The sequence below is a fragment of the Methanobrevibacter sp. genome (assembly GCF_045126245.1).
GTDB lineage: Archaea > Methanobacteriota > Methanobacteria > Methanobacteriales > Methanobacteriaceae > Methanocatella.
In genome coordinates, this window is the sequence record NZ_JBGVOG010000020.1 from 34,623 (window position 1) to 61,310 (window position 26,688).

Sequence of the window (26,688 nt, forward strand, 5' to 3'; positions counted from 1 at the left end):
ATTTCTTGAAGTGAACAACCGCATAGGATAACACTTGCAAAAACTATAAAAGAAGTTAGATTTTTTAGATATTTTTTTAAAACAGAATAAACAAATTAAACATAAACTAATAAAATCGAATGGGATAAAAATGATTGATACACATATGCATGCAGATTCAAGAAGCGGCGAGGATTTTAGGCAAATGTATCTTGCAGGAATCAATACAGCAATTACATGCAGCTATTACCCTTATAGAATAGAACATGAAATGATTCTCTTAAATCACTTAAACAGAATATTGGAATTGGACACTGCAAGAGCAGAAGAACATGGACTTGATTTGAAGGTAGCATTAGGCATTCATCCAACAAACACCAATATAAATCCGGAAATAATCTTTGAAAGCCTATACAAATGGATTGATGCCAAACAAATTGTTGCCATTGGCGAAATTGGTCTTGAAGATATGAGTGAAAACGAAATTGAGATATTTAAAAAACAACTGGATATTGCACAGGAGACCAAATCAAAAGTGATTGTTCATACACCTCGAAAAAACAAAAAGGAAGTTCTAAAAGAGATTATTGAAATCATACCTCAACATTTAGATGAAACACAGGCAGTTATCGACCACATCAACCCAGACGTTATTGAAGAGTCAATCAATACCGATTGTATGCTCGGCTTAACTGTGCAACCCCAAAAAATGGAAAAAGAAGACGCTATAGCAATTTTGGATGAATATGGTTTTGATAGATTCCTGTTAAATAGTGACATTAGCAATAAACCGTCAGATCCTCTTTCAGTTCCTAAAACTGTACGGGAACTTGAAAGACTAGGATATCCTCGCAAAGAAATTGATAAAGTATCATTTAAAAATGCAGAAGACTTTTTCGATTTAAACACAATTTAAATATTATGAATTACTAAGTTATCATTATGGGAAACGACAAATTAATCATAACGGCATTAATTGCAATTATTGCCATTTTACTTATATTAATTGGGGCCACGGTTATTCCAACAATGATGAAAGAAGACTGCCAATTAGACATTACCAGCCCGGAATCTTTAAATGGGAGAGATAATATCACTGTCCATTTATATGATTCTGAAAACAACCCAATCTCCGATAAAAACATTAAAGTTATCCTTAGAAATTCCAACACCTCACAGGAATATTTAATTAAAACAGATTCAAACGGAATTGCCACATTAACATTAACTGAAGATAATGTTGGAACATATAACCTAACATGCAGCTTTGAAGGTGACGATACCTACAAACCGGCTTCCACTACAAAAGAGATTACCGTAAATGGCACTAGCGAGGCAACTGCAAGCAGTACTCAAGATCCAATTGAAGCAAATAGGCCTAAAAATGATCCCAACTACAAAGGATACACACCAAATCACGAAAGTGAAATTATTAACGGTTGGAATCCCCATGAACACGAAACCTATCGTGAAAGCATGAGCGATGGAAACGTGAAAATTCACTATGACGACGGTTACTTCAGGCTTGTTGACAGAAACGGATATGTAATTACTTACGGTTATGGCGGTTAAACCCATAGCCTTTTTAATTTTTAAAAATCAATATAATAAATATGATTGAAAAAATACCTATTCCAATTTGCGGATTAATTCTTGCATTATTATCCCTTGGAAATCTCTTAAACGATACACATCCCTATTTAAGAGTACTTTGCGCCACAATAGGTATAATACTCATGATTTTAATATTGGCAAAACTCATTTTATATCCCAAAAATATTAAAAAGGATTTAAAAAATCCAGTTATTGCGAGTAATTCCGGCACTTTTTCTATGAGTTTAATGCTTTTATCTACATACCTTTCACAATTTATGCCGGATATCGCGTGTGGTGTGTGGATATTGGGTGTAGCTTTACACATTTCACTAATGATTTACTTTACCCATCATTTTATCATATCCAACTTTGATATTTCAACAGTTTATCCAAGCTACTGGATAGTCTTTATTGGAATTACAATGGCCGCAATCACAGCACATGTGCACGGCCTTAATGAAATAGGATTCATATTCTTTTTGGCAGGATTTATTGCAATGCTCATTACACTGCCCCTTGTCATATACAGATACCTGAAATACAGTGACATTCCTGATGCCAATAAACCGTTGATATGTATTTTCAATGCGGTTTTAAGCATATTAATAGTGGGATACATAAATTCCTACAATAGCATATCAATTGAGTTTTTAGGAATAATGTATGCATTTGCATGTATATTTTACATATTTTCACTGATTAAATTCCTGGAATATAGAAAATTAGATTTTTATCCAAGTTTTGCGGCATTTACATTTCCATTTGTAATCAGCACTCTTGCAACAAAAGGAGTAATTTCAAAAATAGGGTCAAACATCATATTGGACGATGTATTGACTTTGCAGACAATCATAGCCTCAGCTATCGTATTGTATGTATTAATAAAATATATAAAATTTTTAAGTAGAAATTAATCTACTTAACTTTTATTAATCAGCCTGACTTTATTAGGAGATATAATAATCAAATTCTTTTCTTCAGAGCGAGCGAGCAATAATGCTTGAGCACCATATCCCTCTCTCATCTGTTTGATTTTTTGTCCTGCCAATTTAAAGTTAGCTGGACTTTCCCTTTCCAAGAAGGACAAATCTAAAATAACAGGATTTCTCTCTTCAATTACTTGGTCAATAACATAGTTCACATCATCAATTGATTTTGGTCTAATGAGAACAATCTCATAATATGACTGTTCGGGAGTAATCACATAATCGTCATAATCATCATAAATCGGAGTAGGTCTTGGCATTTGCTCAGAATTATGGTTGGGTTTGTATTCGGGATTAGGATTATAGTTCACTTTGGAACTTTGAGCAGGATTATAGTTTTCAGAACCGTTTTGTTGCAGCCTTTCGCGTAAATTGGAAACCCCAACCTTCACATCATTACTCAAATCATCCAATATTTCATAAAAGCTTGTTTCACCATTTGTTTTTTTATCGCTTGAGTTAGTTTCTTCAAAACCTAAACTTCTTTTTAATGTGTCAGTAAAGCTCATTTAAATTACTCCTCTAAATATTTAAGAATAGCATCTAATAATTTAGCTGCCCCATTATTATAAACATCTTCAGCAGGCAATCCAAATTCTGATTCGAAAGATTCGATAGTCATGCCGTCATCAGCATTTTTAAGATTGATAGATAAACCCACAACTTTTGTAGGTTCAACAGCCTCAATAGCTTTAATTTCTTCTTTGATACCTTTTGGATCTCTGTAAGGGTGATTTGGTCTGTGTCCAACAATAACCGCATCAGGAGCAGCTCCAATTAAAATAGCCGCAGACAATCCTCTTGGGTGAGGATTTCCGTCTTCAGTTAAGCTAGATTGACCTTCAATAAAAATAATATCAGGGTTTTTTGTCTCTTCCACATATTTAATTGCGGACAATACGGCTGCCGGGACATCCATAGCGGATAAACTTCCAGCCCTAAAATTAAAATCAGTCGGTTCTTCCAATCCCATTTCATCAGTGGAAATAATTGCAGGGGTCAAATCTCTTTCCATACAAGCAATGCCTAGCTGTTTGGTAGTGGTTCTTTTTCCACATTCCTGGGATGTTCCTCCAACAAAGATTACTGGAGCTTTCGGAACATAAGATATTTTTGGTAAAACTTCACAGGATTTCTCAGGAGCCACACCAGCTATCCTTTCAACAACGTCCAACCTAGGGCCTATTTCCTTTATCACCACATTTTTTGAATCTGCAAATTTCTTTAAGGATAAGTTTTCACTTATTGATAAAGATCTAAATGAAGTAATTACATTCAATCCCGCATCGATAGCCTGAACTGCGTATTTCAGTGCAGATCCTTCAGCACCAATCGGCAACATTATAACAAGAGATTTTGCTTCAGGCGCGCTTTTTAAACATTCTTCCAAGCTACCCGCAACAGTATATTTGCAAAACTCTTTTCCTTGCTTGTTAACATTATCATCAATGAATCCTATAGCTTCAACACCTTCAAGATTGGAGAATTTTTCTCCTCCACCGCCACAACCAACTACAATGAATGGATTTAAATCTTGAATCTCTTTAACTGATTTTATTGAATACAACAATTTCACCCCTATAACTTATAATTTATAATTATCCCGTAATTTTATTATCCTACTATTTTTGAAAAAATCATAAAAATAATATTATACTATTAGATATAATTTTTCATATTAATAAATGTAAATGTTTAAAGTGTAATAATTATTAAATATAATATTGATAATAAAAAAATTAAAAGGAGAAATAAAGCATGAGAAAACCCTATGTTATTTTGATTGGAAGTGCATCAGGAATTGGAAAATCAACAATAGCTGCGGAACTGGCCAAACAACTTAATATAAAACATTTGATTGAAAGTGATTTTATTAGGGCTGTTGTGCGCGGTATAATAGGTAAGGAATATGCTCCAGCACTCCATAGCTCATCATATGATGCCTATAAACATCTAAGAAACAAGAATCGTTATGAAGACTACAATGATTTGGTTTCCGCAGGGTTTGATGAACATGCCTCCTATGTGATTCCTGCTTTGGAAAAGATTATTCAAAGAGCAATAACCGACTATGACGACATAGTCATTGAGGGAGTTCACTTAGTTCCAGGACTAATTGACATTGACCAGTTCAAGGAATATGCAAACATATACTTCTTCGTTTTAAGTTCAGATGAGGAATCCCACAAAGAGAGATTCGTTAAAAGAGCCATTCAAATTCAAAGAGGTGGAAAACAGCTTGATTACTTTAAAGAAAACAGGATTATCCACGACCACCTGTTAAAGCAGGCGGAAAAGAATGATGTTGATATAATAAAAACTGAAACCATTGAAAAGACATTGGATAAGATTTTATCAATCATCAATAAAGCTTGCACCACAATAAAGCTAACAAATAACGTTGAAGAACTTGAAGATGTGATAAACATCATCATCAAAGAAAATAACGGTTCTCTTGAAAAAGTGACATATAACATTCCTGGCTTCAAAGAACCGCTGGTCAGAAACATCAATGTTTCAGACGTGTACTCCGCTGAAAAGTTTATAAAAAATATTAATGAAAATAAAGACAAAAAAGAATACTTGAATAAACTCTATGACTTATCTGACTACAGAAATACATCCATATGTGCTTCAAACCAGGAAAAGTTGGATAAAATTATAACAGAATTAGAAGATAAAGGATATGTTTTAAATGAATGATGATACTCTTACTGAAATGATTATTAAATGTCCCGCATGCGGAATTGAAGGTGTTGCCAAATCAATAATGAAGGAAATTGAGATACCTCATTTCGGAAATGTTTTAGAAACCAGCATACAATGCCCATCCTGCGGGTTTAAACACAATGACATTATAGCTCTTGAACAAAATGACCCTGCAAAATATGTTCTTGAAATAAATAGAAATAACTTATCCATTCGCGTTGTAAGATCCCAATCCGCAACCGTTTCAATCCCTGAAGTTGGCGTTAAAGTGGAACCCGGCCCAAAGTCAGAGGGATATGTGACAAATGTAGAGGGAATATTAACCCGTTTTGAAGATGCAGTTAAAAAAGCGATGAACTTATTTGACAATGAAGAGTCACAAGCTAATGCTCAAAAGACCCTAGAACATATTCAGGAGTTAAAAAAAGGAAACGGAACTGCAACATTAATCATTCTGGATCCATTTGGACAAAGTAATATAGTTAGTGAAAAAGCAGAAATACTGGACATTCCTGAAGAGGAATTGCATAAATTAAAAACTGGTTTTACTCATATTGAAGATAATTAGAAAGAAGAATTATTCTTCTTCCTCTTCTTCATCAAGACTTGCTGAGAAATTGGTGAAAGTATCTTCTTCAACAACGTCTTTTAATTTTAAAGTTTTTTGAACATCCATAGCCAATGCATTACAGTCAGCTTTAATAGCTTCTAAATGTAATAAAATTCTTTCTTTTTCTTGATTAATCCTTTCGATGTTAGTGTATGGGTAAGTAGATTCCTTAAGCATTTCATATTCAATTGTAGTGTAAGGATAATCGTTTAATTGTTTACATACATTTTTTAAAACATCGCCTAAAAACTTGTTCATTTCAACTTTTACTCTTTCCCTAATCATCTTGTCATCATCTAAGTTTTCTTTCATTAAACGAACAACTTCAGCCTTAGCGAAAGGTAATTTTTCTTCATCTTCTTCATCAAATTCTTCTTCAAAAATTTCATCTTCAGGCATAATAACATCTCATTCGATTATTTAATAATATTGACTATATCCGCCATTTTTAATAAAAAGTCGGCAGCACATCAATATCTAAGTAAACATTTATTGAAAGTTATATATAAATGTATTGATTTAATTAGAGAATTGAAGCAGTATTCGAGTAGTTTTTAGTGTAAGATATAAAATAATCATGCGGAAAATTAATAATTTTAATACTTGTAAAATTTTGAAAAACAGTTTTAAAAAAATAAAAAATAGTAGCATTAAAGCTACTTTAAATTATCTTTTCTTTGCAAAATTGCCACCCAAAACTATTATGGAAAACAGAACAGAAATTACCAGAATTACTAACGGATTGGCTGTAATGTGATTTTCACCAATTAGAACATCCATCCTATCTTCATTAGATGAAATAGAAGTTGAATTCGGTTCATAATCCTGTTTTTTAGGATTTTTGCTAACATTGACTAAAACGTCATCCTGATTATTATCCAAATCATAATCAAATGTGTCGGCCATTGAAGAAACCGCATTTCTAACAATGCCCTCACCAGAGGCCATTGCCCTTACATATAATTCAGCGGATTCCCCATTGTCCAGATAATCAATATCCCATTGTTGGTCCAAGTCATTATAGATTCCTTTTGTAGGTATTACTGACCTTAAAATCAATGACTCATCCGGAATTTCATTAACCCTAACATTTCTAGCAGCATCAGGTCCGGCATTAGCTATTTTGATTGAATAATCTATAGGATCACCAACTTCATAATAGTATTTTGAGACTGTCTTTGTAATTGATAAATCACAGGCGGGTGCGACGCTGATATCTTCAACATCCCTATTGTTAGTCGGGAACGGGTCATGCTCATTTCCGGATACCATAACAATATTTTCAAAATTGCCTGTAGATATTACCCTACAAATAATATCCAATTGTTTAAATTCGTTTAAAGCCAAATTACCAACATACCAAGTACCATCCATTGCAATGTCATCACTTGACTCAACAAATTCAACACCGCTAGGCATCATATCTTTAACACTTACATTTGTTGCATCATTTGGACCGATATTCCTCACAACGATAGTCCATTTAATCAAATCACCATAGTTCGGATTTGAATTGTTGACTGTTTTCACAACAGACAAATCACTAACAGGATAAACATTGATTATTTCACTATCATTGTTATTGGATTCATCTCTATCAACCTGTGAACAAATTGCAAATGCCTCATTTTGAATTTCACCTAATCTATTTACAACACAAGTGATATTAATATATGCAGTTTGTCCATTATTCAATCTGGAAATGCTCCATTTATTATCGCTGAATGTTCCAACAGTGCTTGAATAATTTTTTAATATTAAACCGTCATCCAACAAATCGGAAACCACAACATTGGTCGCACGGTCAGGACCGTTATTCTTAACAGATATCAACCAGGTGATATCCTCACCGAAGTAAGGTTTTTTATTGGATACTTGTTTAGTTACTTCCAAATCAACTGTTGACGGAACTTTAATTGATTTGCTGTCATTGTTGTTGGATGGGTTCAAATCAACTTCATCGGAAGAAACTGATGCAAAATTGGTAATTGTACCTGTTTTATTGACTTTACAAGTAATTTCCAACATTTGATACTCGCCATTCTCCAAACAGCAGACACTCCAAATTCCATTGTCATAAATGCCCTTACTTGCATTGACATCCATCAATATCAAACCTTTTGGCAGAATATCTTCTACAACCACAGAAGTTGCCTTATCAGGACCATCGTTCTTAGCGATTAATGTCCATTTGACGATATCTCCATATTTCGGATTTGAATTGTTAACTGATTTGGATACGCTTACATCAGCGGTTCTTGAAACGTTTATATAATCATCATCCTTATTATTGGACAAATCATAATCAAATCTAGTTCCGTTTACAGAAACATTGTTTTGTATGATTCCTGTAGCATTCACACGGGCAACAATATTCAATTGGACGGATTTATTTGGATTCAGTGTACCTATATTCCATTTACCGCTAACCGGGTCATATTTTCCATTACTGTCATCACTAACCCAAATCAATGAATCCGGAAGCAAATCATATGCTACAACCTTAGTTGCAGTATTCGGACCGTTATTGTTAACAATAATATACCAGCATACGGTGTCGCCGTAGTTAGGGTTGGTGACATTGACAGCTTTTATAACTTCCAAATCCGCTGCAGGATTAATTAACACAGATGCATCATCCACATTGTTGGATTCATTATAATCATAATGTTTTCCAGTGATATTGGCAGTATTTACGATTAAGCCTGTCTTATTAACCTTACAAATGATTTCATAAGTTAAATTTTCACCAATCTCCATGTTACCCACTGTAATAACACCATTGGAGTATGTTCCTCTAGGCAAAACTGAACTGATGTAAATTAGACCGTCAGGCAATGCATCATATACTTTAACTGCTGTTGCCTTATTAGGACCATTGTTTGAAATAACTATCTTCCAGGTTATTTCATCACCAAAGTCGGCGGATGAAACGTTGATTGACTTTTCAATGGACAGATCAGTTGATGCATTGACTCTGATTGTACTGGAATCCCTGTTATTTGATTCGTTCCTGTCAATTTCACGACCACTGACAACAACATTATTTTGAATAGTGCCTATTCCATTTACTTTACAAATGATTTCTAATTTAACTTCCTTATTGACTCCAAGAGTTCCAATATTCCATTCTCCTGTATTGTTATTATAGTTACCAGTACTGTTAATGTAAATCAAAGACCTATGAAGAATATCCTTCACCACAACATCATGTGCAGTATCAGGACCATTATTTCTAACGACTATTGTCCATTTGATTAAATCAGCATAGTTTGGATTTGAATTATTAACAGACTTTACAACCTCCAAATCACAGGTTTTTGGAATTGTAATTGATGCTTCATCGTGATTATTGGTTAGATTTACATCATATTCATTAGAAGTGACATTTGCTTCATTAACTATTTCCCCGGTTTTATTAACCCTAGCATAGATGTTAACAATTATTGTTTGATTGACATCAACATCACCGATATATAAAATACCTGTCTGAGGATCATATGCATTATTGCTGTCATCATCAATATAAATCAATCCGCTTGGAAGAACGTCAAAGACTGTAACGTTTGTTGCTTTATTAGGACCATTGTTTGTAATGTTCAATGTCCAAACGACAATATCATCAAAGTTATAAGACTCAGAAGTGGATAGCTTTCTAATTTGGCTATCGATTTTTGGAATAACATTGAATGCTGTTGTATTAGTGATAGCCTTATAGTAAGTATCCTCGTAATGCCTAGCAGTCACATAATACTTTCCAGGCTGCAAGTCATTTAACTCATCTGAAACTTCACCAAGATAGTTGGAATTTAATGTTTTATTATAAATCAATGTGCCGTCGTCTTTTTCAACTGTGAGTAAAATCCTCATGTTATACTCACGGTCATCCTGATACAGTCTGCCGTTATTTGTAGCCCCATCCAGAGGGGATTCCCCGTCAATGGACAAATGAGAATACTCGGCAGCATTATAAATTGCATTTGAAACGGCAAGATTATTATATCTTGCAATGTTGTTTCCGCCATGGATTACCGCCATCAATTCTTCTGTTTGACCATAATAAACATCATTTGCATAAATTGGCAATAAATAAACCCAAGCCTGATTTTCAAACAGAGTATTATTTTTTAAAACCAATTCATTGCCGTATTTATCATAATATATCGCACTGCCATTTCTGGCAGTATTGAAATAGAAATCTGAATTAAATACATTAGCTTCAGTACTGTTTATATAAATTGCGCCTCCCAATCCATCATTCAACTTATTATAATCCGGACGGGCCTCATTGGATATGAATGAAGATTTGTTTATAAGAGTATTTTTACCCTTTATGTATATCGCACCACCATCCACATCAGCGATATTATAATCAAAGTCTGAACCGGAAATCTTAACATTTTCAGCTTCAATATTTAAAGCTCCGCCATAAACGTCTGCATGATTGTCAGTGAAATTAGAATCGACAATGTCAATATTTAAACCAGCTACTTGAATGGCACCTCCTTTAGGAGCATCATTACCCTCAAAATAACAATTATTTATTTCCAAGTCCATGACATCATATAGCAATCCTGTAGAAACCGCACCGCCATATAACTTAATGGCGGAATTATTTATTAAAGTACAATTTTCAAGTTTTCCGGATGCATGAAATGTTAATGCTCCCCCTTGATCGGCCGAATTGTTAATGAATATGCAATTGGCGTAATTTACGCCATTACGAACACAACCTGCGCCCCCATGAGAATAACCGTTAACACTAATCGCATGGTTATTGATGAAAGTACAGTTATTCACCAATGCACTATAATTCTCTACATCCAAACCAATTTGTATTGCACCTCCATATACTGATCCGCTGCCTTTAATCCAATTTGAATCAAAAATAGAATTTATTATCCTTGAATTCAAACCATAAGCTCCAACAGCTCCTCCCGTAGAGAAGTTTTCAAAGTTTTTGAAATATCCCGAATTATTCCTAAATTCACAATTTCGAATAGTGAGATTCTCAGCCGCATACAAATCATATTTGGTGGACAATACACCTCCATGATTACAATGGTTATTTTCAAATACACAATTGTCAACAACGACATTCTTTGCATTTATAAACAACGCCGATCCAACATCCCCTTCAGCATTGGAAAACCTTAAATTAGAAATGACCGTTCCTGAAGCATTACCCCTAATATAAAAAATGCTTGATATGCCTCCGCCATTTAAACTAGCGGAAGATGTGGATGTTATTGTTAACGTTTTATCAATGTTCACTGTTGATTCATTTCCGTTTGCAACGTACTCACCGACCAGATAGATATTATCTCCAGCCCGCGCAATATTAATGGCATTTTGAATATCTTCGAATGTTCCCTGTTCAACATAATAATCAGTAGCCAGAACATTTTCACTACTTCTATCTACCTCCAAAATTTCATTAACTTGAGAATTTCCTAGTTTATCTTCAATATCAAACTCCATTGCAATTCCACTGCTTTTTTCATTTAAATCTACGGCATAGGAATCTTCAATAGATAATCCAATAGCCGCAAAAATTAAACAGACAAATAGCAATGGAATAATGAAATTTTTGCTAATAGCTATTTTTTGAGTTTTATTTAACATTTAATCACCTTTTGAGGACGATTATAACCACTATTAATTAACAAAAGCTATCAAACAGCAATTAAACTTTTTACTTTAGTTAAAACTTTAAAAAGAATAAAATATTATTATAAAATTTAAAAAACTGCTCCGAAATCATTGGAAACACTATTTTTTAGCCATCCAACACATAATATCTTTATTAATAATGCACAGATTTTAGAACCGCTCCAATTTCACAACATAAAATAAACTTTTTTAAATTCTTGCTAAATTTAACTTAAAATAAAAGATAACCTCTTTAAATCCTCAAAATGAGTATTAAACCCTAATTTATATAAATCTTTGCTAATTAATGACTAAAAATTATTATTTTCTAAAAATATTCTATTTTAAAATAAAATTAATTATTTAACATGAATAAAATATTTTAGTCATAAAAACCAAAAATAAAATACAATAAAAGTTAAGGTAAGAGCTATGAAAAAACAAATTGCAATACTGATAATGGCATTATTAATAATTGCACCAGTTATTCAGGATGTATCTGCAACTAAAACTGTTTTTATTACAACAGACAATATTGTAGACCATGATTTTGATGTAAATTTATTAAATTCCATTAAAAAATACATACAGGAGATTAGCGGAGGGGAACTTCAAGTCATTATTGATAATCAGGCCCCCGCTCCGGGAGAAGGTTCAAGATCAATGCAAGTAACAAGTGACGTAAGTATAAATTTGGCGGCGGCAGATGCTGGAAACTTCATATTATTAGGTAATTATAGTGTAAATAAAGACAAACAGATTATTTTTGTTAACATTGGAGATTATGATTTAGACAATTATTCTAATTATCTTAGAAGGGCATGGGATGACAACTATTCAAATGAAAGTTTAGCAGGTTTACGCGCTCCAGGAACATTCCTGAAAAATTCAGGAATATACTACATTCAACCTGCAAAGGAATACCCCGACAATTACCATGATGGTATTTTAAGCCGCTACGATGATGAAATGTGTAAAAATATTGCTCAGGAAATTGTTGATATAATCAATACCCATGGAAATGATACAAGGGTATATAATGATGAGTTGGTTGTGAAAAATCACATTTCACCGGAGGGAATGGCAAATGCAAGTAAAGCTCTAGTAAATGACAATGATACTGAATTTAAAGGAAAATATGGGGCTTACAGTGGTCCCCAATTGTTATACCAAACAAGTGCCTATCTAAATGGTGATGGAATCGATATTCCAAAGAAATATGGCGAACCTGAAGACCCTATGGGCATTTCATTTATGGTAAGAGATTCCTATTCAATATACGATTATTTCAAAATGGGCGGAATAGTTAAGGAGTACATGGATGAAAATGGGCGTGCTCCTGATTCAATTGAATATGAAGGAGCCCATATCGGATATTATGATTTATTATACAATTTTGCAAAAATAACTCAAAATCATACCGATGCCAAACATATGGACTTTGAAAACGAGTATCACTTTGATAAAGTAAACGATTCAGTATTACTGCATGTGTTCCCATTTGTTTTAATAGCATTCGTATTATTTGTTGCATATTGGGGATATAAGAAGATAAGGAGATTTTAAGTATTACAAATAACAAGTATTGTTTATTGAATGAATAGATATGGAAGGGAAATTTATGAAAAGATATATTTCAGAATTAATCGGAACAATGGTTTTAGTCCTATTTGGATGTGGAAGCGCTGCCATAGCAGGCTCTCTTTTAGGAAACCTAGGTATTGCAATGGCTTTCGGTTTATCAATTGTGGCCATGGCATACGTAATCGGAGACATCTCAGGATGCCACATCAACCCTGCCGTTTCAATAGGCATGTGGATTGATGGAAGGCTGGAAGCAAAAGATTTAATCATGTACATTGTCTTCCAATGTATCGGTGCGATAATTGGTATTGCACTTCTTGTGGCAATTATTAATTCCGCTCCAAATCTTGGAGGATACTTGACAACAGGATTAGGTCAGAATGGATTTGGTTCCGCATCAAGTGTTGGTTTAGATGTTGTAGGTGCAATAATTGTAGAAATTATCTTAACTTTTGTATTTGTATTTACAGTTCTTGGAGTTACCAAAAAAACAGAAAATGCTGCAGTAGCAGGTATTGTAATCGGTTTAACATTAGCATTCGTGCATATTATGGGAATTCCATTGACCGGTACTTCAGTTAACCCGGCACGTAGTTTGGCTCCCGCATTATTCATGGGCGGACAAGCTCTCCAACAAGTTTGGGTATTTATATTAGCTCCAATTGTAGGTGCAGTGATTGCAGGTTTATTATACAAAGGTTTAACCACAGAGGATGCTTAAATCCTCTAACTTTTTTTATTTTTAAATTCTTATACTTCCAATGTAAGTATAACCATTAATATTCTCAAAATCATCATTTATTTCAAATTCAAATGTTTTTTCATTGGCAACATACATATGGGCCAAACTGATTCCGATATCAATCGGATTCCATTTTTTAAGAATATGGCGCTTAATAATGTTCTGTTTCCGTTGATAAACATCAAAACCATTATTAGAATGTTTATAAAACCAAGGCTGTGAATTAATGGCTGAAGGTGCAAGCTGTGCAGGTTTTAATCTATCATCCTCAAAATCACTAATATTCGCTAGACTTTTCCTATTAAATTTGGAGACATCCCTTGTTAAATCATTAGATTTGCCAAAAGCGATTGCGATTATAAATTCAGGATCTTTATTTTTAACTGAAGCCATACCTACCCAACAGCTGCCGATGCCCATGCTTTGTAAAAAAAGAGAAACCTGCTGAAAAATAAACCCGATATTTTCAAGATAATTTTCTTTTTTCTCACTGTATAATGCCAAATAGTATGGTGCACTCCAACGTGTTTTTAAATTTACTTTATCTTTTGTTAAAATCTCATATCTATAACTTATATCATCATTCAAAGACTTTACATTTGAAATAAATTCATGGATTGGATTCATATCAATTGTATCATCAACATACTTCCGGCAGGATTTTCTAACATATATCTGATTAGCTAAATTCATTGAAAACCACCATATGAATACTAAATTTATTTTTACATTATATAAACTATAAATAATATCTAAAAGATATATTATATAAGGTGAATATATGAAAATTGTTGTAGCAATTGGAGGATCAATTTTATTGAAAGAATATAATTGTACAAAATTCCAAGAGTACAGTGCTATTTTAAAGGATTTATCTAAAGAACATGAATTATTTGTAGTGATTGGTGGCGGAAAACCTGCAAGAGACTACATTGGAGTGGTTCGTGATTTAGGTGCAGGAGAAGCGCAATGCGATGATATCGGAATTGAAGTTACAAGAATCAATGCAAAATTAATGTTGTCCGCTCTTGGTGATGCAGCATATCAAAGAGTTCCTCATAATTTCCAGGAAGCCTTGGAATTTTCAGCCAGCGGAAAAATAATTGTTATGGGTGGAACCGAACCTGCACACAGTACAGATGCAGTTTCAGCTATTCTTGCAGAATATATAAATGCAGATAAATTAATCAACCTGACTTCCGTTGATGGAATGTATACAAAAGATCCTAATAAATTTGATGATGCAGAACTTGTCCCTGAAATCACTGCAAGTGATTTGCTTGACTTTTTAAGTGGCAAAGATGTTAAAGCTGGAACTTATGAATTCTTTGACACCACAGCAGTTCAAATGATTAAAAGATCCAATTTGGAAACAGTTATAACCAATGGTTTTGAACCTGAAAACCTAATTAAAGCCGTTAATGGTGAAAAAATTGGTACCAAAATTATAAATGAATAGGTGATTAAGTGGATAATCTCATCGATATCGGTTTAAATCTAATGCATAAATCATTTGCAAAAGACCGATTGGAAATTATTGAAGAAGCTAAAAAAGTTGGAGTCAATCAATTCATCATTACCGGAACCAATGTGCATTCAAGTCATATTGCTGCTGAATATGCATCCAAATACCCTGAAACATTATTTTCAACATCAGGAGTGCATCCCCATGATGCAAAGACATGCAATGGCCATACCATTAATGAATTAGAAAAGATATCTAAAAATAGTTCAGTAGTGGCCATTGGAGAATGTGGCCTTGACTATAACAGAAACTTTTCACCGCAAGATTTGCAGAGAAAATGGTTTGAAGCACAGGTTGAACTTGCACAAAGACTTGACATGCCTTTATTTTTACATGAAAGGGAAGCGCACAACGATTTATACAATATACTAAAAAAATATGATGTTGGCGAGAAAGCCGTTGTTCATTGCTTTACCGGAACTAAAAGTGAAGCACAAAATTATATTGATTTAGGATGTTATATTGGTGTTACAGGATGGATTTGTGATATGAAAAGAGGAAGAGACTTGCAAGAAGCTGTAAGTGTAATTCCCCCTGAAAAATTGATGATTGAAACTGATGCACCATTTTTAATACCAAAAAACTTTGATGTGAAACCTAAAAAAAATAGAAATGAACCGAAATATTTACCTCATATCCTCGAATTTATTGCACTCTGCATGGGTCTTGATAAAGAAGAACTTGCAGTTCAAGTTACTAAAAATACTAAAGAATTTTTTAAAATATAGGAAGTGAAAAAATGGCAGTAGAACCTCATAAACATTGTCCAATATGTGGAACACCAATACCTTTAAACGAACTTGTATGCTCACCAGATTGCCAAAAAGTCTGGGACGCTAGATTAGCTCAAACCAAAAGAACTAGATTAATATTATACGTAGTTATTGCAATATTTCTAATTATTTGGGCAATAATGACCTTTATGAAATAGTGGTATTAATGATTATAACCTCATCAAATACACTTGCCGATAAAAAAATAATCGACTATAAAGGGTTGGTTACCGGAGAATCACTTATTGGAGCCAACATTTATAAAGACTTATTTTCCGGAGTTCGTGATGTTGTAGGCGGAAGGACATCTAAATACGAAGAAGAACTCAAAAAAGCCAGAGACCTTGCTTTGGAAAGTATGGAAGATAAAGCTAAAGCTTTAGGGGCTAATGCAATTATCGGACTTAAAATCTCTTATGACAATCTTGGCGGCACTATGGGAAATACAATTCTGGTAACCGCTTATGGTACTGCAATTTATTTTGAATAACATGAAAATTAGAAATACTGAGATTGACATCATACATGGTATGAAAGTGCTTTTCTGTATTGGTGCAGGTACCGCAATAGGGCTTTTAGTTTACGGTATTTTTTTATATTTCCATATCGACATTTTCGGTTGGAATTTAGGTTTGATTTTCGCACCATTGGCAGCGGGCTACGTTGAAACCATTCTTGCAAATAGGATTATTGGCGAAAATGTAGGTGCAATAAGTGCATTCATTCTTTTTATAGATACAACATTTTACAGTTTTATCCTAAAAAATCCAACTTTAGGGATTAATTTAATAACCGCAGGATCAATAATTGTTATCTTACAAGCCGCATTTCCAACATTGATAAATTATATTCTTTTAGTTGTGCTTGGAGGAATCTTTTCAAATTTCCTGAAAGACTTGAAAAGAATTGTTAAAAAAATTGAAGATGTATATGCGAACCGGGGCATATTTTTTTGGAATGGTCCTCCTATAAAAATAGAAGATGAAGAAATAACCCTGTTCGACGAAGTTGAAAGCAACAATAAACTGAATAGCCTGGATTTTTACTTTATAACAAGTACAGATATGGTTGATAGAGAACATGAAATTATTGGAGTTTTCCAAAGTCAAGTGATTTTAAAAAGGGATACACATTTGGTTCATGCCGACATTGAAGAATTTGAGCTTAAAACACTGAATTATATTAAACAGGGAAAGGACGAATGTTTAATAAAACTATCAGAAAAGATTAAATCCTATGGGGGAAACGGAATTCTGAATTTGGAAATTCATTATGGTCTTGTTGGACTTGGTGGAGATGATTTCCATATAAGCGCGACTGGAATCGGGCTTTATGTCCCTTGAAAAATTCTATAACTTAATTAAGGTAAAATACCTAACATTTTTAATGCCATATACACCACTAAAACAGAAAATACTATTTTTAATTTCTTTTGAGGAACTTTGTGCGCCATTTTAGCTCCAAATGATGCAAACGGTACTGAAAAACAAGCTATTAAAATAAAATTAATAATGCTAACATATCCAATTGAATATGGGAATGTGCTAACGCCCCAACCGGATACGATATATGACAAAAATCCTCCGATGGCAGTTAAACTGATGAATATTGATGATGTTCCAATAGCTTCTATTAATGAAAATCCCAAAAGGGCTGTTAAAATTACTATTAGGAATACTCCTCCTCCGATGCCTAAAAGACCGGACGCGAATCCAACCAAAATCCCGATGACGGCACAGGAAATCAAATTGAACGGAATTTTTGCTTCTTCCCTTTCCTTATTGAGATCAACAATATTTTTAATTGCAACAAATAACAGCAAACAACCGAATATTATTTCCAAAGTTCGTGATGGAAGCCCTGAAGCGACAAACCCTCCAATAGCACCACCAACTATTCCAAATACACCCAATTGCAATCCCGGTTTTATAATCCCATCTAGAGATTTTGTGTGTCTATATGCTCCGCTTAATGCTGTTGGAATGATAATGGCCAGACTTGTTCCGATTGATATTAGCATTGCAAGGCTGGGTTCAACTCCGATGTATTTCAAAAGAAAATACTGTAAAGGAACAATTAAAAATCCTCCTCCAACACCCAAAAGTCCAGATGCAAAACCTGCGCAAATACCAATTAAGATTAAGCCTATGAAATATTCTATCGGAAACATAATCATCATTTATTTAAACTATTAATACTTAAATTATTGTTAATGAGAGTTAATAAAACTATCATAATCGGATTGATATTTATGCTCCTTGCGGGAGCGATATTTGTAAGTGACATTCTTAACCCAGTTATAAGACCAATTACATATCAATTTCTAATGGGATCCTCCAAAGGGAAAGACATCATATTCTTTGGCCTTTTAGGATTATTCCTGATATTGTCCCAAGCGATTGATAGAGATATTGACGCTACCAGATATTTGAAAATCTCAATGCTGATAGGCTTTGCGACATTGACTTTAGGAATTCTTTTGGAAATTGTCTTTAGACTGGAAATGGGAATCAAACTCAACACCATTTTTGCATCAATGACAGGCACAATGAGCACCACCAGTATTTTGCACACACACCTGTTAAAGTCCATTTTAGGAGCACTTTTAACTCAGATTATAGGGCCGCTAATCCAAAGCGACATCAACACGGGAGTTGGCCTATATCAATATCTTCCAAGTTTCAGTTTTTTAGTAATTTTACTGATCCCAATATTGTTCATTACTCTTGTTTTTGCAATGCAAAGACGCCCATGGCTTACAAATTTCCTGATTGCATTCTTTTCAAGCTGTTTGATAATTGGATCCATCGATGGAGGGATGTTTGCAACACCATCATATGTGGGATTATTGGGATTATATTTAGTTTATAGGAATGGTTATTATCTGAATTACATTGTTGGAACTGTATTGGGCGATGAAGCATTGCTTAATGAAAATGAAGCCATTCAACCAGTTTATAAAAATCATGACCTTAGCCGAATCAGATATCTGTTTAACAGATTTTTAATTTACTTCGTTGTAATTGCTGTGATAATTTTAAGATTCACCGTTGCATTTGCAGGAGCCGAACCGGATTACTATACCATTAACATTGCAAATGAGAGTGGAGACATTGATTTTGGAGATATTCCCATGGAAAAAATCACTCAAAGCAACAACATTACCACATATCATGTAGATTCACAATACAATGAGATGAAACTGTTAAATGATTTGAAAGTTCCCTTAAACAATTCGTGCGAGTACTATACCGTAAGTTGGAATGTTTACTCCTATCTGTGAAAAATTGATTTTATAGAAAGCATTATATTTTTTTAAACCAAACTTTAAGTAATGAAAAAAACCTATCTAATTTTACCAATTCTTGCGGGAATCATGTTTGGGTCAGCAGGAATATTTGTGCGAACATTAACTCATAATGGAATTGATCCAACCACACTTCTGTTTTTAAGGTTTTCAATAGCCTCAATTCCAATCCTGCTAGCTATCTTATTTACCAATAAAGGATTGTTTAAAATAGATTTATCGGATTTACCATTATTTTTAGCATGTGCGATTTGTATTATTGGACTTAATTTATGCTATAACGAGTCCATGAATACCATACCATTATCTCTTGCAGCAGTGCTTCTGTCTCTTGCCCCAATTTACGTATTAATTCTTGCATACATATTATTTGGAGAGAAAATAACGCCCAAAAAGTTAGTCTGTATGTTTTTAGCAATAATTGGATGTTTGCTTATGACTGGAGTTTTAGAAGATAGCTTAACATCTGCTCCATTATTGGGCATTCTACTGGGTATCGGTGCGGGCTTATTTTGGGCAGTATACCTTATGGCATCTAAAAAATCAATTGAAAGAGGCAAGCACACATACACTATACTATTTTATTCGATAGTTCTCATTTCAATTGCATTAATTCCCTTTACAGATTTTAGCCAAATTGCAAGTTTTGTTTCTATAAATCCTACTTTAACAATAGCATTTCTAATAATACACTCAACATTTTCATTTGCATTGCCTTATATTCTCTCAACAGTAAGTTTGAATTATATTGATTCGGGCGTTTCATCAATCTTACTCTCGGGTTCAGAACCACTTGCCGCATTAATCTTTGGATTGCTATTATATTCGGAAATCCCCACAATCCTAATGTTTTTTGGATTTGTATTATCGATGATTGCTATGATGTTACTTGGAAAAACGAACACCTAATGCAACAAATTATATGCAAAATTCATTAAGTTTGCCTAAAAATGACCAAAGTATTTATTACCCAGTTCCATTAAAGTTAATAATAACTAGTTGAATGGAGGTAAAAAATATGGTAAACGCTATACTTGCAGCAATTTTATCCTTCTTTATTCCAGGTTTAGGTCAAGCACTTGCTGGAGACATTAAAAAAGGAGTAATCTTTTTCGTAATTGCAATTGTATTAGGTTTCATTTTAGGATGGATATTTGGAATGGGAATCATTACATACATTGTTGCTCTTCTTTACGATTTATATGCTGCTTATGATGCATATAACATGGCAAAATAAGGTTAAAATATTTAATTTTAACCATTTTTTTCTTTTTTTAAAATTTTACAAAAACTTATTAATTCTAAAATTAAATTTTTACATATGATTTTAAGCATTATCATTCCTACATACAATGAGGAAGAATACCTTCCGGTTCTCTTAGAGAGCATTAAAAAACAAAGTTTTACCGATTATGAAGTTATTGTAGCTGATGCTAATTCAACCGACAACACCAGAAAAATCGCTGAAGAATATGGCTGTATTGTAGTTGATGGTGGTCTTCCGGGCGTAGGTAGAAATAATGGTGCGAAAGTGGCCAAAGGAGAATATCTGCTGTTTTTAGATTCTGATTTGGAGCTTACTGACGATTACCTGAGGGATGTCTTATACGAATTCAGAATGGAACATCTCGGAATAGCCATTACTCAAATGCTTCCGATGTCAAATAAAGTTGAGGACAAACTGTTCCACGATTTCGCCAATTACTTCATGATTGGTGTTGAAAATATAAAGCCCCACGGTGCAGGATGTTATGGAATAATCTCTCGAAAAGAACTGCACGATGAATGTGAGGGATTCGATGAATCCTTAACTTTCGGTGAAGATACCGATTATATTGAAAGGTTGGCCAAAAAAGGAAGGTTTAAAGTTCTAAGAAATGCAAAAATTGGCGTTTCGACCAGAAGGCTTGAAGAGGAAGGCATAACAACATTAATTAGACAATATGGAACAAGTACTGTTAATGACTTTTTAGGAAAAAGAACCGACGCCAAGGAACTTAACTATAATTTTGACCATGGACATGAAAGAATTACACCTAAGAGATTTGAGAATCTGGAAAAAAGAGTAGAACAGATTAATGACATAAAAGAAAGCTACGACAAATCTATTGCACGCATTAACAATACCCGATCCCGAATAAAATCTAGCCACCGTCAAAGAGACAGGAAAGTTGTGTTTTACTGCGTTTGCGGTGAGGGAATGGGACATGCAATAAGGACTAGTGTAATTGTCGATAAAATCAAAGAAAAATATGACGTATACCTTTTTTCAAGTGACAGGGCTTATGAATACTTAAAATCCAAATTTGACAATGTCTATGAAATAGGCGGATTCAACACCGTCTATATCAACAACAAGGTAAATAACCTAAAAACATTATCAGATGCGATAAAAAGAAATCCAACCAACATCAAGGTAGGATATGAGAACCTATATAAAAAAGCTGCACAGCTGAAGCCTGATGTCATTGTAACTGATTTTGAAATATATGCTACAATGCTTTCCAAAATACGCAATATTCCATTAATCAGCTTAGACAATATTCACATGATTACACAAACCAAAATTGACTATCCTAAAAGCCATTATGTTGAAATGCTTAAAGCGAAAGGAGTCATAAAAACCTATGTTGTGAATCCAAGAATCCACATTTTAACAAGTTTCTTTTATCCAAAAATCCGGGCAAAGAAAAATGCCGTAATATATCCTCCAATCATCCGTGAAGAAATTCTAAAAATGGAACCCAAAGAAGGAAACCATATTATCGTATATCAGACAAGCCGTGAAAGTGAAAAACTTGTTGGTAGACTTAAGGCACTTAAAGATGAACAGTTTATCGTGTACGGATTTGATAAAGAAGAGACTGACGGAAACTTATGTTATAAACACTTTAATGAAGATGAATTTTATGATGATCTTGCCTCTGCAAAAGCAGTAATCTGCAACGGAGGATTCACTTTTATCTCCGAAGCCATACATCTTAAAAAGCCAATCTATTCTGTGCCTGCGGTTGGAAACTTCGAACAAACATTAAACGGATTTTACGTGCAAAAATTAGGCTATGGGGAGTATCATGAAGTAATGAGTGCTAAAAGAGTGGCCAATTTCTTAAAAAGACTTCCAAAATATCAAAAAAGACTTGCTAAAGTTAAAAAGACAAATAACGATGGAATCGTCCAAGAGTTAATCTATAGAATCGAAAAATATTCCTAATAAAAAAAGATAAAAAAAACGAGTGTTTATAAAGTAACACCCATTTCCAATTGTTCTGTTAATTCTTTGTATCTGTTACGGATAGTAACTTCGGTTACACCCGCAATATCTGCAACATCCCTTTGTGTTTTTCTCTCACCAAGCAAAACAGAAGCGATGTATAATGCGGCTGCAGCCACACCGGTAGGGCCTCTTCCTGAAGTCAAACCTTTTTCCATAGCTTTTTCAATAATTTCAATAGCTTTGGATTGTGCTTCACCTGATAATCCCAGTTCTGATGCGAACCTTGGAACGTAATCTACTGGAGAAGTTGGTGGTAACTTAATATTTAATTCACGGGTCAAAAACCTGTAAGTTCTTCCCACTTCTTTTTTGGTAACTCTAGACACTTCAGCAATTTCATCCAAGGTACGTGGCACATTACAACGACGACATGCAGCATATAAAGAAGCGGCAACTACACCTTCAATACTTCTTCCCCTGATTAACTTATTATCTACTGCACTTCTATAAACTACAGATGCTGCTTCCCTTACACTTCTTGGAAGACCTAATCTTGAAGAGTCACGGTCAAGTTCACTTAAAGCAAACGCCAGGTTCCTTTCTGTAGCGCCGGAAATTCTGATTTTCCTTTGCCATTTTCTTAACCTATACCATTGAGCACGGTTTCTTGCAGGAATATCCCGACCGTAAATATCCTTATTTCTCCAGTCGATCATTGTACTCAAACCTTTATCGTGAATAGTGTAAGTAATTGGAGCTCCAACTCTTGTACGTTTATCTCTTTGTTCGTGGTCAAATGCTCTCCATTCAGGACCCATATCTACAAGATTTTCATCAATAACCAATCCACAACGAGCACAAACGACTTCTGCTCTTTCATAGTCTCCGATTAATTCTTCTGAACCACATTCAGGACAAATAGTTTGTTTATTATCTTCAAATACTCTTTCTTGAATTGGTTCGTTTACAGCTCTCCTACGTCTTCTGCTAGGAGTTTCCTTTACTTCTTGTGTCGTGTTTTCATCCTCCTTTTTTTAGGTTTTTTGGATTTTGGTTTTGATACAAATAGTTTTTCACCACAATTCTTTGCAATCATATCTCTATCTGCTGATTTAAATAAACGAATAGAGATGTATGGTTTTTTTGTTGGTCCAAAAACATAACTGACCTTCCCAATTTTGTTCTTATTACTATCAAAAACAATTCCGCCAGCAGTTGGTGTTTTAGAAGATCTAGCTATTAATTTACCAGAGTTTGCAATATGCAAACTGTTTCCTAAGAATTTCATATAATCAATCTTAAAAATCAAATCTGTATCGTTTATATATTAAAAAAAAGTAGTATATAAATATATCGGTAATATTTATATATAAATTAAGTTACTTATTTAAATGTTTTTCTATTTTTATCTGAGGCCAACAACCTGCCCAAGAGTGATTCCATCGGCCAACTTTTCGATAATAATGGATTCTTTTAATTTGACACCCAGCGCAGAAACCATGACTTTAGTGAATAACTCTTTTGGAATGACAACTATTCCGCTTTCATCTCCAAAGAAAAAATCACCCGGTTTTATTTCGTTACCCTCAATTTCAATTGTTTGATTTAATTTCCCCAAACCAAGTGCCAAACCTGCATTTGGAACAAAGTTGGATGCGAAAACCGGATAATCCATATCTAAAAGAGCATCCAAATCACGGACAGACCCATAGACAACAGTTGCCTTAACTCCATTATTTTTTGCACAGGTGGAAGCCAATTCACCCCAAATAGCTTTATCATCATTATCAACCTTAAAAAATAAAACATCCCCTTCACCAGCACTATCAATGGCCAATGCAGATGTTCCCCAATCATCACTGGTGGTTTCGGCAGTGTAAATGCTTCCCCACACCTTCAAGTTGTTGATTGGTTTTATTGATTTGATTGTTCCTGACCTGTGAGATATTCCATTATAAGCATCGGAAATTTGACAAGCTGAGATGTTTTCAAGCAAAGATAAAAGATTGATATGTTCCCTATAGTTATTTCCTCTAAATTTTAGATCATCAATTGTAACATTGTCCAAATCAATATCTTCGACGTTGACTCTTTTTTCTAAATCCTTATTTTTATTCAAAATATCTTTTGGAGTAACACTCATTAGCTCACCGTTTCATCTTTGTATAATTATATTATGTAAAACATCGTTAAAAAATTTTTGAAATATAAAATATTTTATATATTAGTTATGCTAAAATTATTATTGTAGTATTGAAAAAAATACTTAATTATTATATACTCAATAGAGAGTTTATTTACATTATCATTATTATAATTATTATTAATTAATTCAAAGACAGGAGAAAAATCAATTATTAAGGAATCAAAGATTAGCGAGTTTTATATATTTCAAAATAAAGATTAAATGTAGGAATTAGTAAACCCTTAATAGAATGACGCTCCGAATGTATTGGCTCTTTTTTTAGTGTATAATAGGCAAATATGTTTATCGTATAATTTATGCAAGTTAATTGCCTAAAAATAATTATAAAATTTTTAGTTATTACATAAATTATCCCGATTAAATTAAGCTTAGGAGGCTTAAAAATGGGAAAAGGTGAAGAATTAACTACAACAAAATATTTAATTCATGCCCAAATTACCGCCAACGGTATTGTTGAAAAACCTGATGTTGTTGGTGCTGTATTCGGGCAAACTGAAGGTTTACTTAGTAACGATTTAGATTTAAGAGAACTTCAAAGAACTGGAAGAATCGGAAGAATTCAAGTTAACATTCATTCCAACGGCGGTAGAGCCAAAGGCGAAATCGTGATTCCATCCAGTTTGGACAGAGTTGAAACCGCCATACTCGCGGCATCCCTTGAAACAATCAATCGTGTTGGACCTTGCGAAGCTGAAATTCAAACTTTAAAAGTTGAAGACGTAAGGGCTGTAAAAAGGGAACAGGTCGTAAACCGTGCAAAAGAAATCTACAAAAACATGGTTGAAAGTGTCGGTCCTGCCAGCATGAAAATGATTGAAGAAGTAAGAGAAGCCATGAGAGTGCACGAAATCTCTGAATACGGTTCAGATCGCTTACCTGCAGGTCCAAGCATCCACACTTCAGATGCAATTATCGTAGTTGAAGGCCGTAGCGATGTTTTGAACTTACTTAAATACGGCATTAAAAATACCGTTGCAGTTGAAGGAGTAAGCGTTCCTCAGTCAATTGGTGAGTTAAGTAAAAAAAGAACCACAACCGCATTTGTAGATGGTGACAGAGGTGGAGAACTTATCTTAAAAGAACTCTTGCAAATCGGTGAAGTCGACTTTATTACTCGTGCTCCAAAAGGAAAAGAAGTTGAAGACTTGGAAAAAGATGAAGTTTTGGTTGCACTTAGAGATAAAGTTCCTACAGCACAATTCTTAGCTACCCACAATATCTTAAACGAGTCTAACGGAAATCATAATAAAAGAGACAACAACAGAAAATACCAAAATAGAAATTCCAAAAGGCAACAAAAATTCACCCCTCGTGAAGAAGTTGCACCGGAACCTGTCATCGAAGATGATGAAGTTAGCCTTATGAAAGATATGTTAAAGGAATTTGAAGGAACTGGAAGTGGAGCTATATTGGATGAAGCATTGAATGTAGCTAAAGAAGTTGAAGTGGAAAACATCTATGAAGAAATTAAAAACATAGACGGAACCGCTGACAGCGTCATATTTGATGGAGTTATCTCACAAAGATTGGTTGATGTAGCTTCCGAGAAAGGAATCAAAAAATTAGTCGCATTCAACTCAATGAATATAGTCAAAAAACCACATAATGTCAAATTAATAACAATCGACTAGAAAATTAATTTTAGGAAATAGAAATCATCTATTTCCAAATTTACTTTATTTTAACACCACAAAAAAACTTTTTTTCAAAAATCTATAATATAACATAAATAATAAATAACATAATTTATAGAGTTTATATAGAATCTATAAAATATGGAGGAGAAAAATGAATATCAATAT

26 protein-coding genes are annotated in these 26,688 nt (G+C 33.8%); 17 read left to right on the forward strand and 9 right to left on the reverse strand.

The genetic code is table 11. From position 1 onward, the window contains the following. Positions 1–130: 130 nt before the first annotated feature. The 3 genes from ACJMLZ_RS01560 to ACJMLZ_RS01570 are packed head-to-tail and all read left to right on the forward strand — an operon-like array spanning position 131 to position 2,489. The gene (locus ACJMLZ_RS01560) at positions 131–895 is read left to right on the forward strand and encodes a TatD family hydrolase (RefSeq protein ID WP_405303630.1); all 765 of its coding nucleotides are present in this window, start codon (positions 131–133) and stop codon (positions 893–895) included. 26 nt (positions 896–921) lie between these two features. Continuing rightward, the gene (locus ACJMLZ_RS01565; RefSeq protein WP_405303631.1) at positions 922–1,551 is read left to right on the forward strand and encodes an Ig-like domain-containing protein; all 630 of its coding nucleotides are present in this window, start codon (positions 922–924) and stop codon (positions 1,549–1,551) included. Positions 1,552–1,592: 41 nt separating this feature from the next. Continuing rightward, positions 1,593–2,489: a TDT family transporter gene (locus ACJMLZ_RS01570; RefSeq protein ID WP_405303632.1), complete on the forward strand. Its 897-nt coding sequence runs from the start codon at positions 1,593–1,595 to the stop codon at positions 2,487–2,489. Between the two features lie 5 nt (positions 2,490–2,494). On the opposite strand, the gene ACJMLZ_RS01575 is transcribed toward ACJMLZ_RS01570, so the two are convergent. Both ACJMLZ_RS01575 and ACJMLZ_RS01580 read right to left on the reverse strand, forming a co-directional pair. After that, positions 2,495–3,070 (reverse strand): cell division protein SepF, encoded by a 576-nt coding sequence (locus tag ACJMLZ_RS01575; RefSeq protein WP_405303633.1) that lies wholly within the window; start codon positions 3,068–3,070, stop codon positions 2,495–2,497. A gap of 5 nt (positions 3,071–3,075) precedes the next feature. Beyond that, positions 3,076–4,128, reverse strand: a complete 1,053-nt coding sequence (locus tag ACJMLZ_RS01580) for a DUF1611 domain-containing protein (RefSeq protein ID WP_405303634.1) — start codon at positions 4,126–4,128, stop codon at positions 3,076–3,078. Between the two features lie 191 nt (positions 4,129–4,319). On the opposite strand from ACJMLZ_RS01580, the gene ACJMLZ_RS01585 reads away from it, so the two are divergent. Both ACJMLZ_RS01585 and ACJMLZ_RS01590 read left to right on the forward strand, forming a co-directional pair. Beyond that, positions 4,320–5,264 carry a 3H domain-containing protein gene (locus tag ACJMLZ_RS01585; protein WP_405303635.1) on the forward strand — a complete coding sequence of 315 codons (945 nt, stop codon included), beginning with the start codon at positions 4,320–4,322 and terminating at the stop codon, positions 5,262–5,264. After that, positions 5,257–5,838: a ZPR1 zinc finger domain-containing protein gene (locus ACJMLZ_RS01590; protein WP_405303636.1), complete on the forward strand. Its 582-nt coding sequence runs from the start codon at positions 5,257–5,259 to the stop codon at positions 5,836–5,838. Before ACJMLZ_RS01585 ends, ACJMLZ_RS01590 begins: the two co-directional genes overlap by 8 nt. A 9-nt stretch (positions 5,839–5,847) precedes the next feature. Here ACJMLZ_RS01590 and ACJMLZ_RS01595 read toward each other — a convergent pair whose 3' ends face one another. Together ACJMLZ_RS01595 and ACJMLZ_RS01600 are read right to left on the reverse strand one after the other, a co-directional pair. Then, positions 5,848–6,279 carry a hypothetical protein gene (locus tag ACJMLZ_RS01595; RefSeq protein WP_405303637.1) on the reverse strand — a complete coding sequence of 144 codons (432 nt, stop codon included), beginning with the start codon at positions 6,277–6,279 and terminating at the stop codon, positions 5,848–5,850. Between the two features lie 267 nt (positions 6,280–6,546). Continuing rightward, positions 6,547–11,505 carry a hypothetical protein gene (locus ACJMLZ_RS01600; RefSeq protein ID WP_405303638.1) on the reverse strand — a complete coding sequence of 1,653 codons (4,959 nt, stop codon included), beginning with the start codon at positions 11,503–11,505 and terminating at the stop codon, positions 6,547–6,549. 459 nt (positions 11,506–11,964) lie between these two features. Here ACJMLZ_RS01600 and ACJMLZ_RS01605 point away from each other — a divergent pair, with 459 nt between their 5' ends. Further along, positions 11,965–13,098: an adhesin gene (locus tag ACJMLZ_RS01605; protein WP_405303639.1), complete on the forward strand. Its 1,134-nt coding sequence runs from the start codon at positions 11,965–11,967 to the stop codon at positions 13,096–13,098. A gap of 55 nt (positions 13,099–13,153) precedes the next feature. Next, the gene (locus tag ACJMLZ_RS01610; RefSeq protein WP_405303640.1) at positions 13,154–13,837 is read left to right on the forward strand and encodes an MIP family channel protein; all 684 of its coding nucleotides are present in this window, start codon (positions 13,154–13,156) and stop codon (positions 13,835–13,837) included. A gap of 21 nt (positions 13,838–13,858) precedes the next feature. On the opposite strand, the gene ACJMLZ_RS01615 is transcribed toward ACJMLZ_RS01610, so the two are convergent. Continuing rightward, positions 13,859–14,551 (reverse strand): nitroreductase family protein, encoded by a 693-nt coding sequence (locus ACJMLZ_RS01615; RefSeq protein ID WP_405303641.1) that lies wholly within the window; start codon positions 14,549–14,551, stop codon positions 13,859–13,861. Positions 14,552–14,639: 88 nt separating this feature from the next. On the opposite strand from ACJMLZ_RS01615, the gene pyrH reads away from it, so the two are divergent. The 5 genes from pyrH to ACJMLZ_RS01640 are packed head-to-tail and all read left to right on the forward strand — an operon-like array spanning position 14,640 to position 17,499. Continuing rightward, positions 14,640–15,317, forward strand: coding sequence for a UMP kinase (pyrH, locus tag ACJMLZ_RS01620; protein WP_405303642.1), 678 nt, complete (start codon positions 14,640–14,642; stop codon positions 15,315–15,317). Positions 15,318–15,325: 8 nt separating this feature from the next. Next, positions 15,326–16,111, forward strand: a complete 786-nt coding sequence (locus ACJMLZ_RS01625; protein WP_405303643.1) for a TatD family hydrolase — start codon at positions 15,326–15,328, stop codon at positions 16,109–16,111. Between the two features lie 11 nt (positions 16,112–16,122). Continuing rightward, entirely contained in the window at positions 16,123–16,314 is a 192-nt protein-coding gene (locus ACJMLZ_RS01630; protein WP_292818544.1) for a DUF2116 family Zn-ribbon domain-containing protein, read from the forward strand. Positions 16,315–16,322: 8 nt separating this feature from the next. After that, positions 16,323–16,646: a YbjQ family protein gene (locus tag ACJMLZ_RS01635; RefSeq protein WP_405303644.1), complete on the forward strand. Its 324-nt coding sequence runs from the start codon at positions 16,323–16,325 to the stop codon at positions 16,644–16,646. Position 16,647: 1 nt separating this feature from the next. Continuing rightward, on the forward strand, positions 16,648–17,499 hold the full coding sequence (locus ACJMLZ_RS01640) for a hypothetical protein (protein ID WP_405303645.1): 852 nt from the start codon (positions 16,648–16,650) through the stop codon (positions 17,497–17,499). Between the two features lie 17 nt (positions 17,500–17,516). On the opposite strand, the gene ACJMLZ_RS01645 is transcribed toward ACJMLZ_RS01640, so the two are convergent. Then, on the reverse strand, positions 17,517–18,329 hold the full coding sequence (locus ACJMLZ_RS01645) for a sulfite exporter TauE/SafE family protein (protein ID WP_405303655.1): 813 nt from the start codon (positions 18,327–18,329) through the stop codon (positions 17,517–17,519). A gap of 39 nt (positions 18,330–18,368) precedes the next feature. Between ACJMLZ_RS01645 and ACJMLZ_RS01650 the strand changes: the two genes are divergently transcribed. The 4 genes from ACJMLZ_RS01650 (at position 18,369) to ACJMLZ_RS01665 (ending at position 22,677) form a co-directional block, all read left to right on the forward strand. Continuing rightward, positions 18,369–19,439, forward strand: coding sequence for a hypothetical protein (locus tag ACJMLZ_RS01650; RefSeq protein ID WP_405303646.1), 1,071 nt, complete (start codon positions 18,369–18,371; stop codon positions 19,437–19,439). 51 nt (positions 19,440–19,490) lie between these two features. After that, positions 19,491–20,372 carry a DMT family transporter gene (locus ACJMLZ_RS01655; protein ID WP_405303647.1) on the forward strand — a complete coding sequence of 294 codons (882 nt, stop codon included), beginning with the start codon at positions 19,491–19,493 and terminating at the stop codon, positions 20,370–20,372. A 109-nt stretch (positions 20,373–20,481) separates the two neighbouring features. Continuing rightward, positions 20,482–20,700, forward strand: a complete 219-nt coding sequence (locus ACJMLZ_RS01660) for a hypothetical protein (protein WP_405303648.1) — start codon at positions 20,482–20,484, stop codon at positions 20,698–20,700. 84 nt (positions 20,701–20,784) lie between these two features. Continuing rightward, positions 20,785–22,677: an MJ1255/VC2487 family glycosyltransferase gene (locus ACJMLZ_RS01665; RefSeq protein ID WP_405303649.1), complete on the forward strand. Its 1,893-nt coding sequence runs from the start codon at positions 20,785–20,787 to the stop codon at positions 22,675–22,677. A 26-nt stretch (positions 22,678–22,703) separates the two neighbouring features. Here ACJMLZ_RS01665 and ACJMLZ_RS01670 read toward each other — a convergent pair whose 3' ends face one another. From ACJMLZ_RS01670 to ACJMLZ_RS01680, 3 genes are all read right to left on the reverse strand, one after another. Continuing rightward, positions 22,704–23,636, reverse strand: a complete 933-nt coding sequence (locus tag ACJMLZ_RS01670; RefSeq protein WP_405303656.1) for a transcription initiation factor IIB — start codon at positions 23,634–23,636, stop codon at positions 22,704–22,706. 44 nt (positions 23,637–23,680) lie between these two features. Next, positions 23,681–23,968: a Gar1/Naf1 family protein gene (locus ACJMLZ_RS01675; protein ID WP_405303650.1), complete on the reverse strand. Its 288-nt coding sequence runs from the start codon at positions 23,966–23,968 to the stop codon at positions 23,681–23,683. A 117-nt stretch (positions 23,969–24,085) separates the two neighbouring features. Continuing rightward, the gene (locus ACJMLZ_RS01680) at positions 24,086–24,823 is read right to left on the reverse strand and encodes an RraA family protein (protein ID WP_405303651.1); all 738 of its coding nucleotides are present in this window, start codon (positions 24,821–24,823) and stop codon (positions 24,086–24,088) included. Positions 24,824–25,269: 446 nt separating this feature from the next. Here ACJMLZ_RS01680 and dnaG point away from each other — a divergent pair, with 446 nt between their 5' ends. Next, a complete protein-coding gene (gene dnaG / locus ACJMLZ_RS01685; RefSeq protein ID WP_405303652.1) occupies positions 25,270–26,517 on the forward strand; it encodes a DNA primase DnaG in 1,248 nt (415 codons plus the stop codon). Positions 26,518–26,688: the final 171 nt, after the last annotated feature.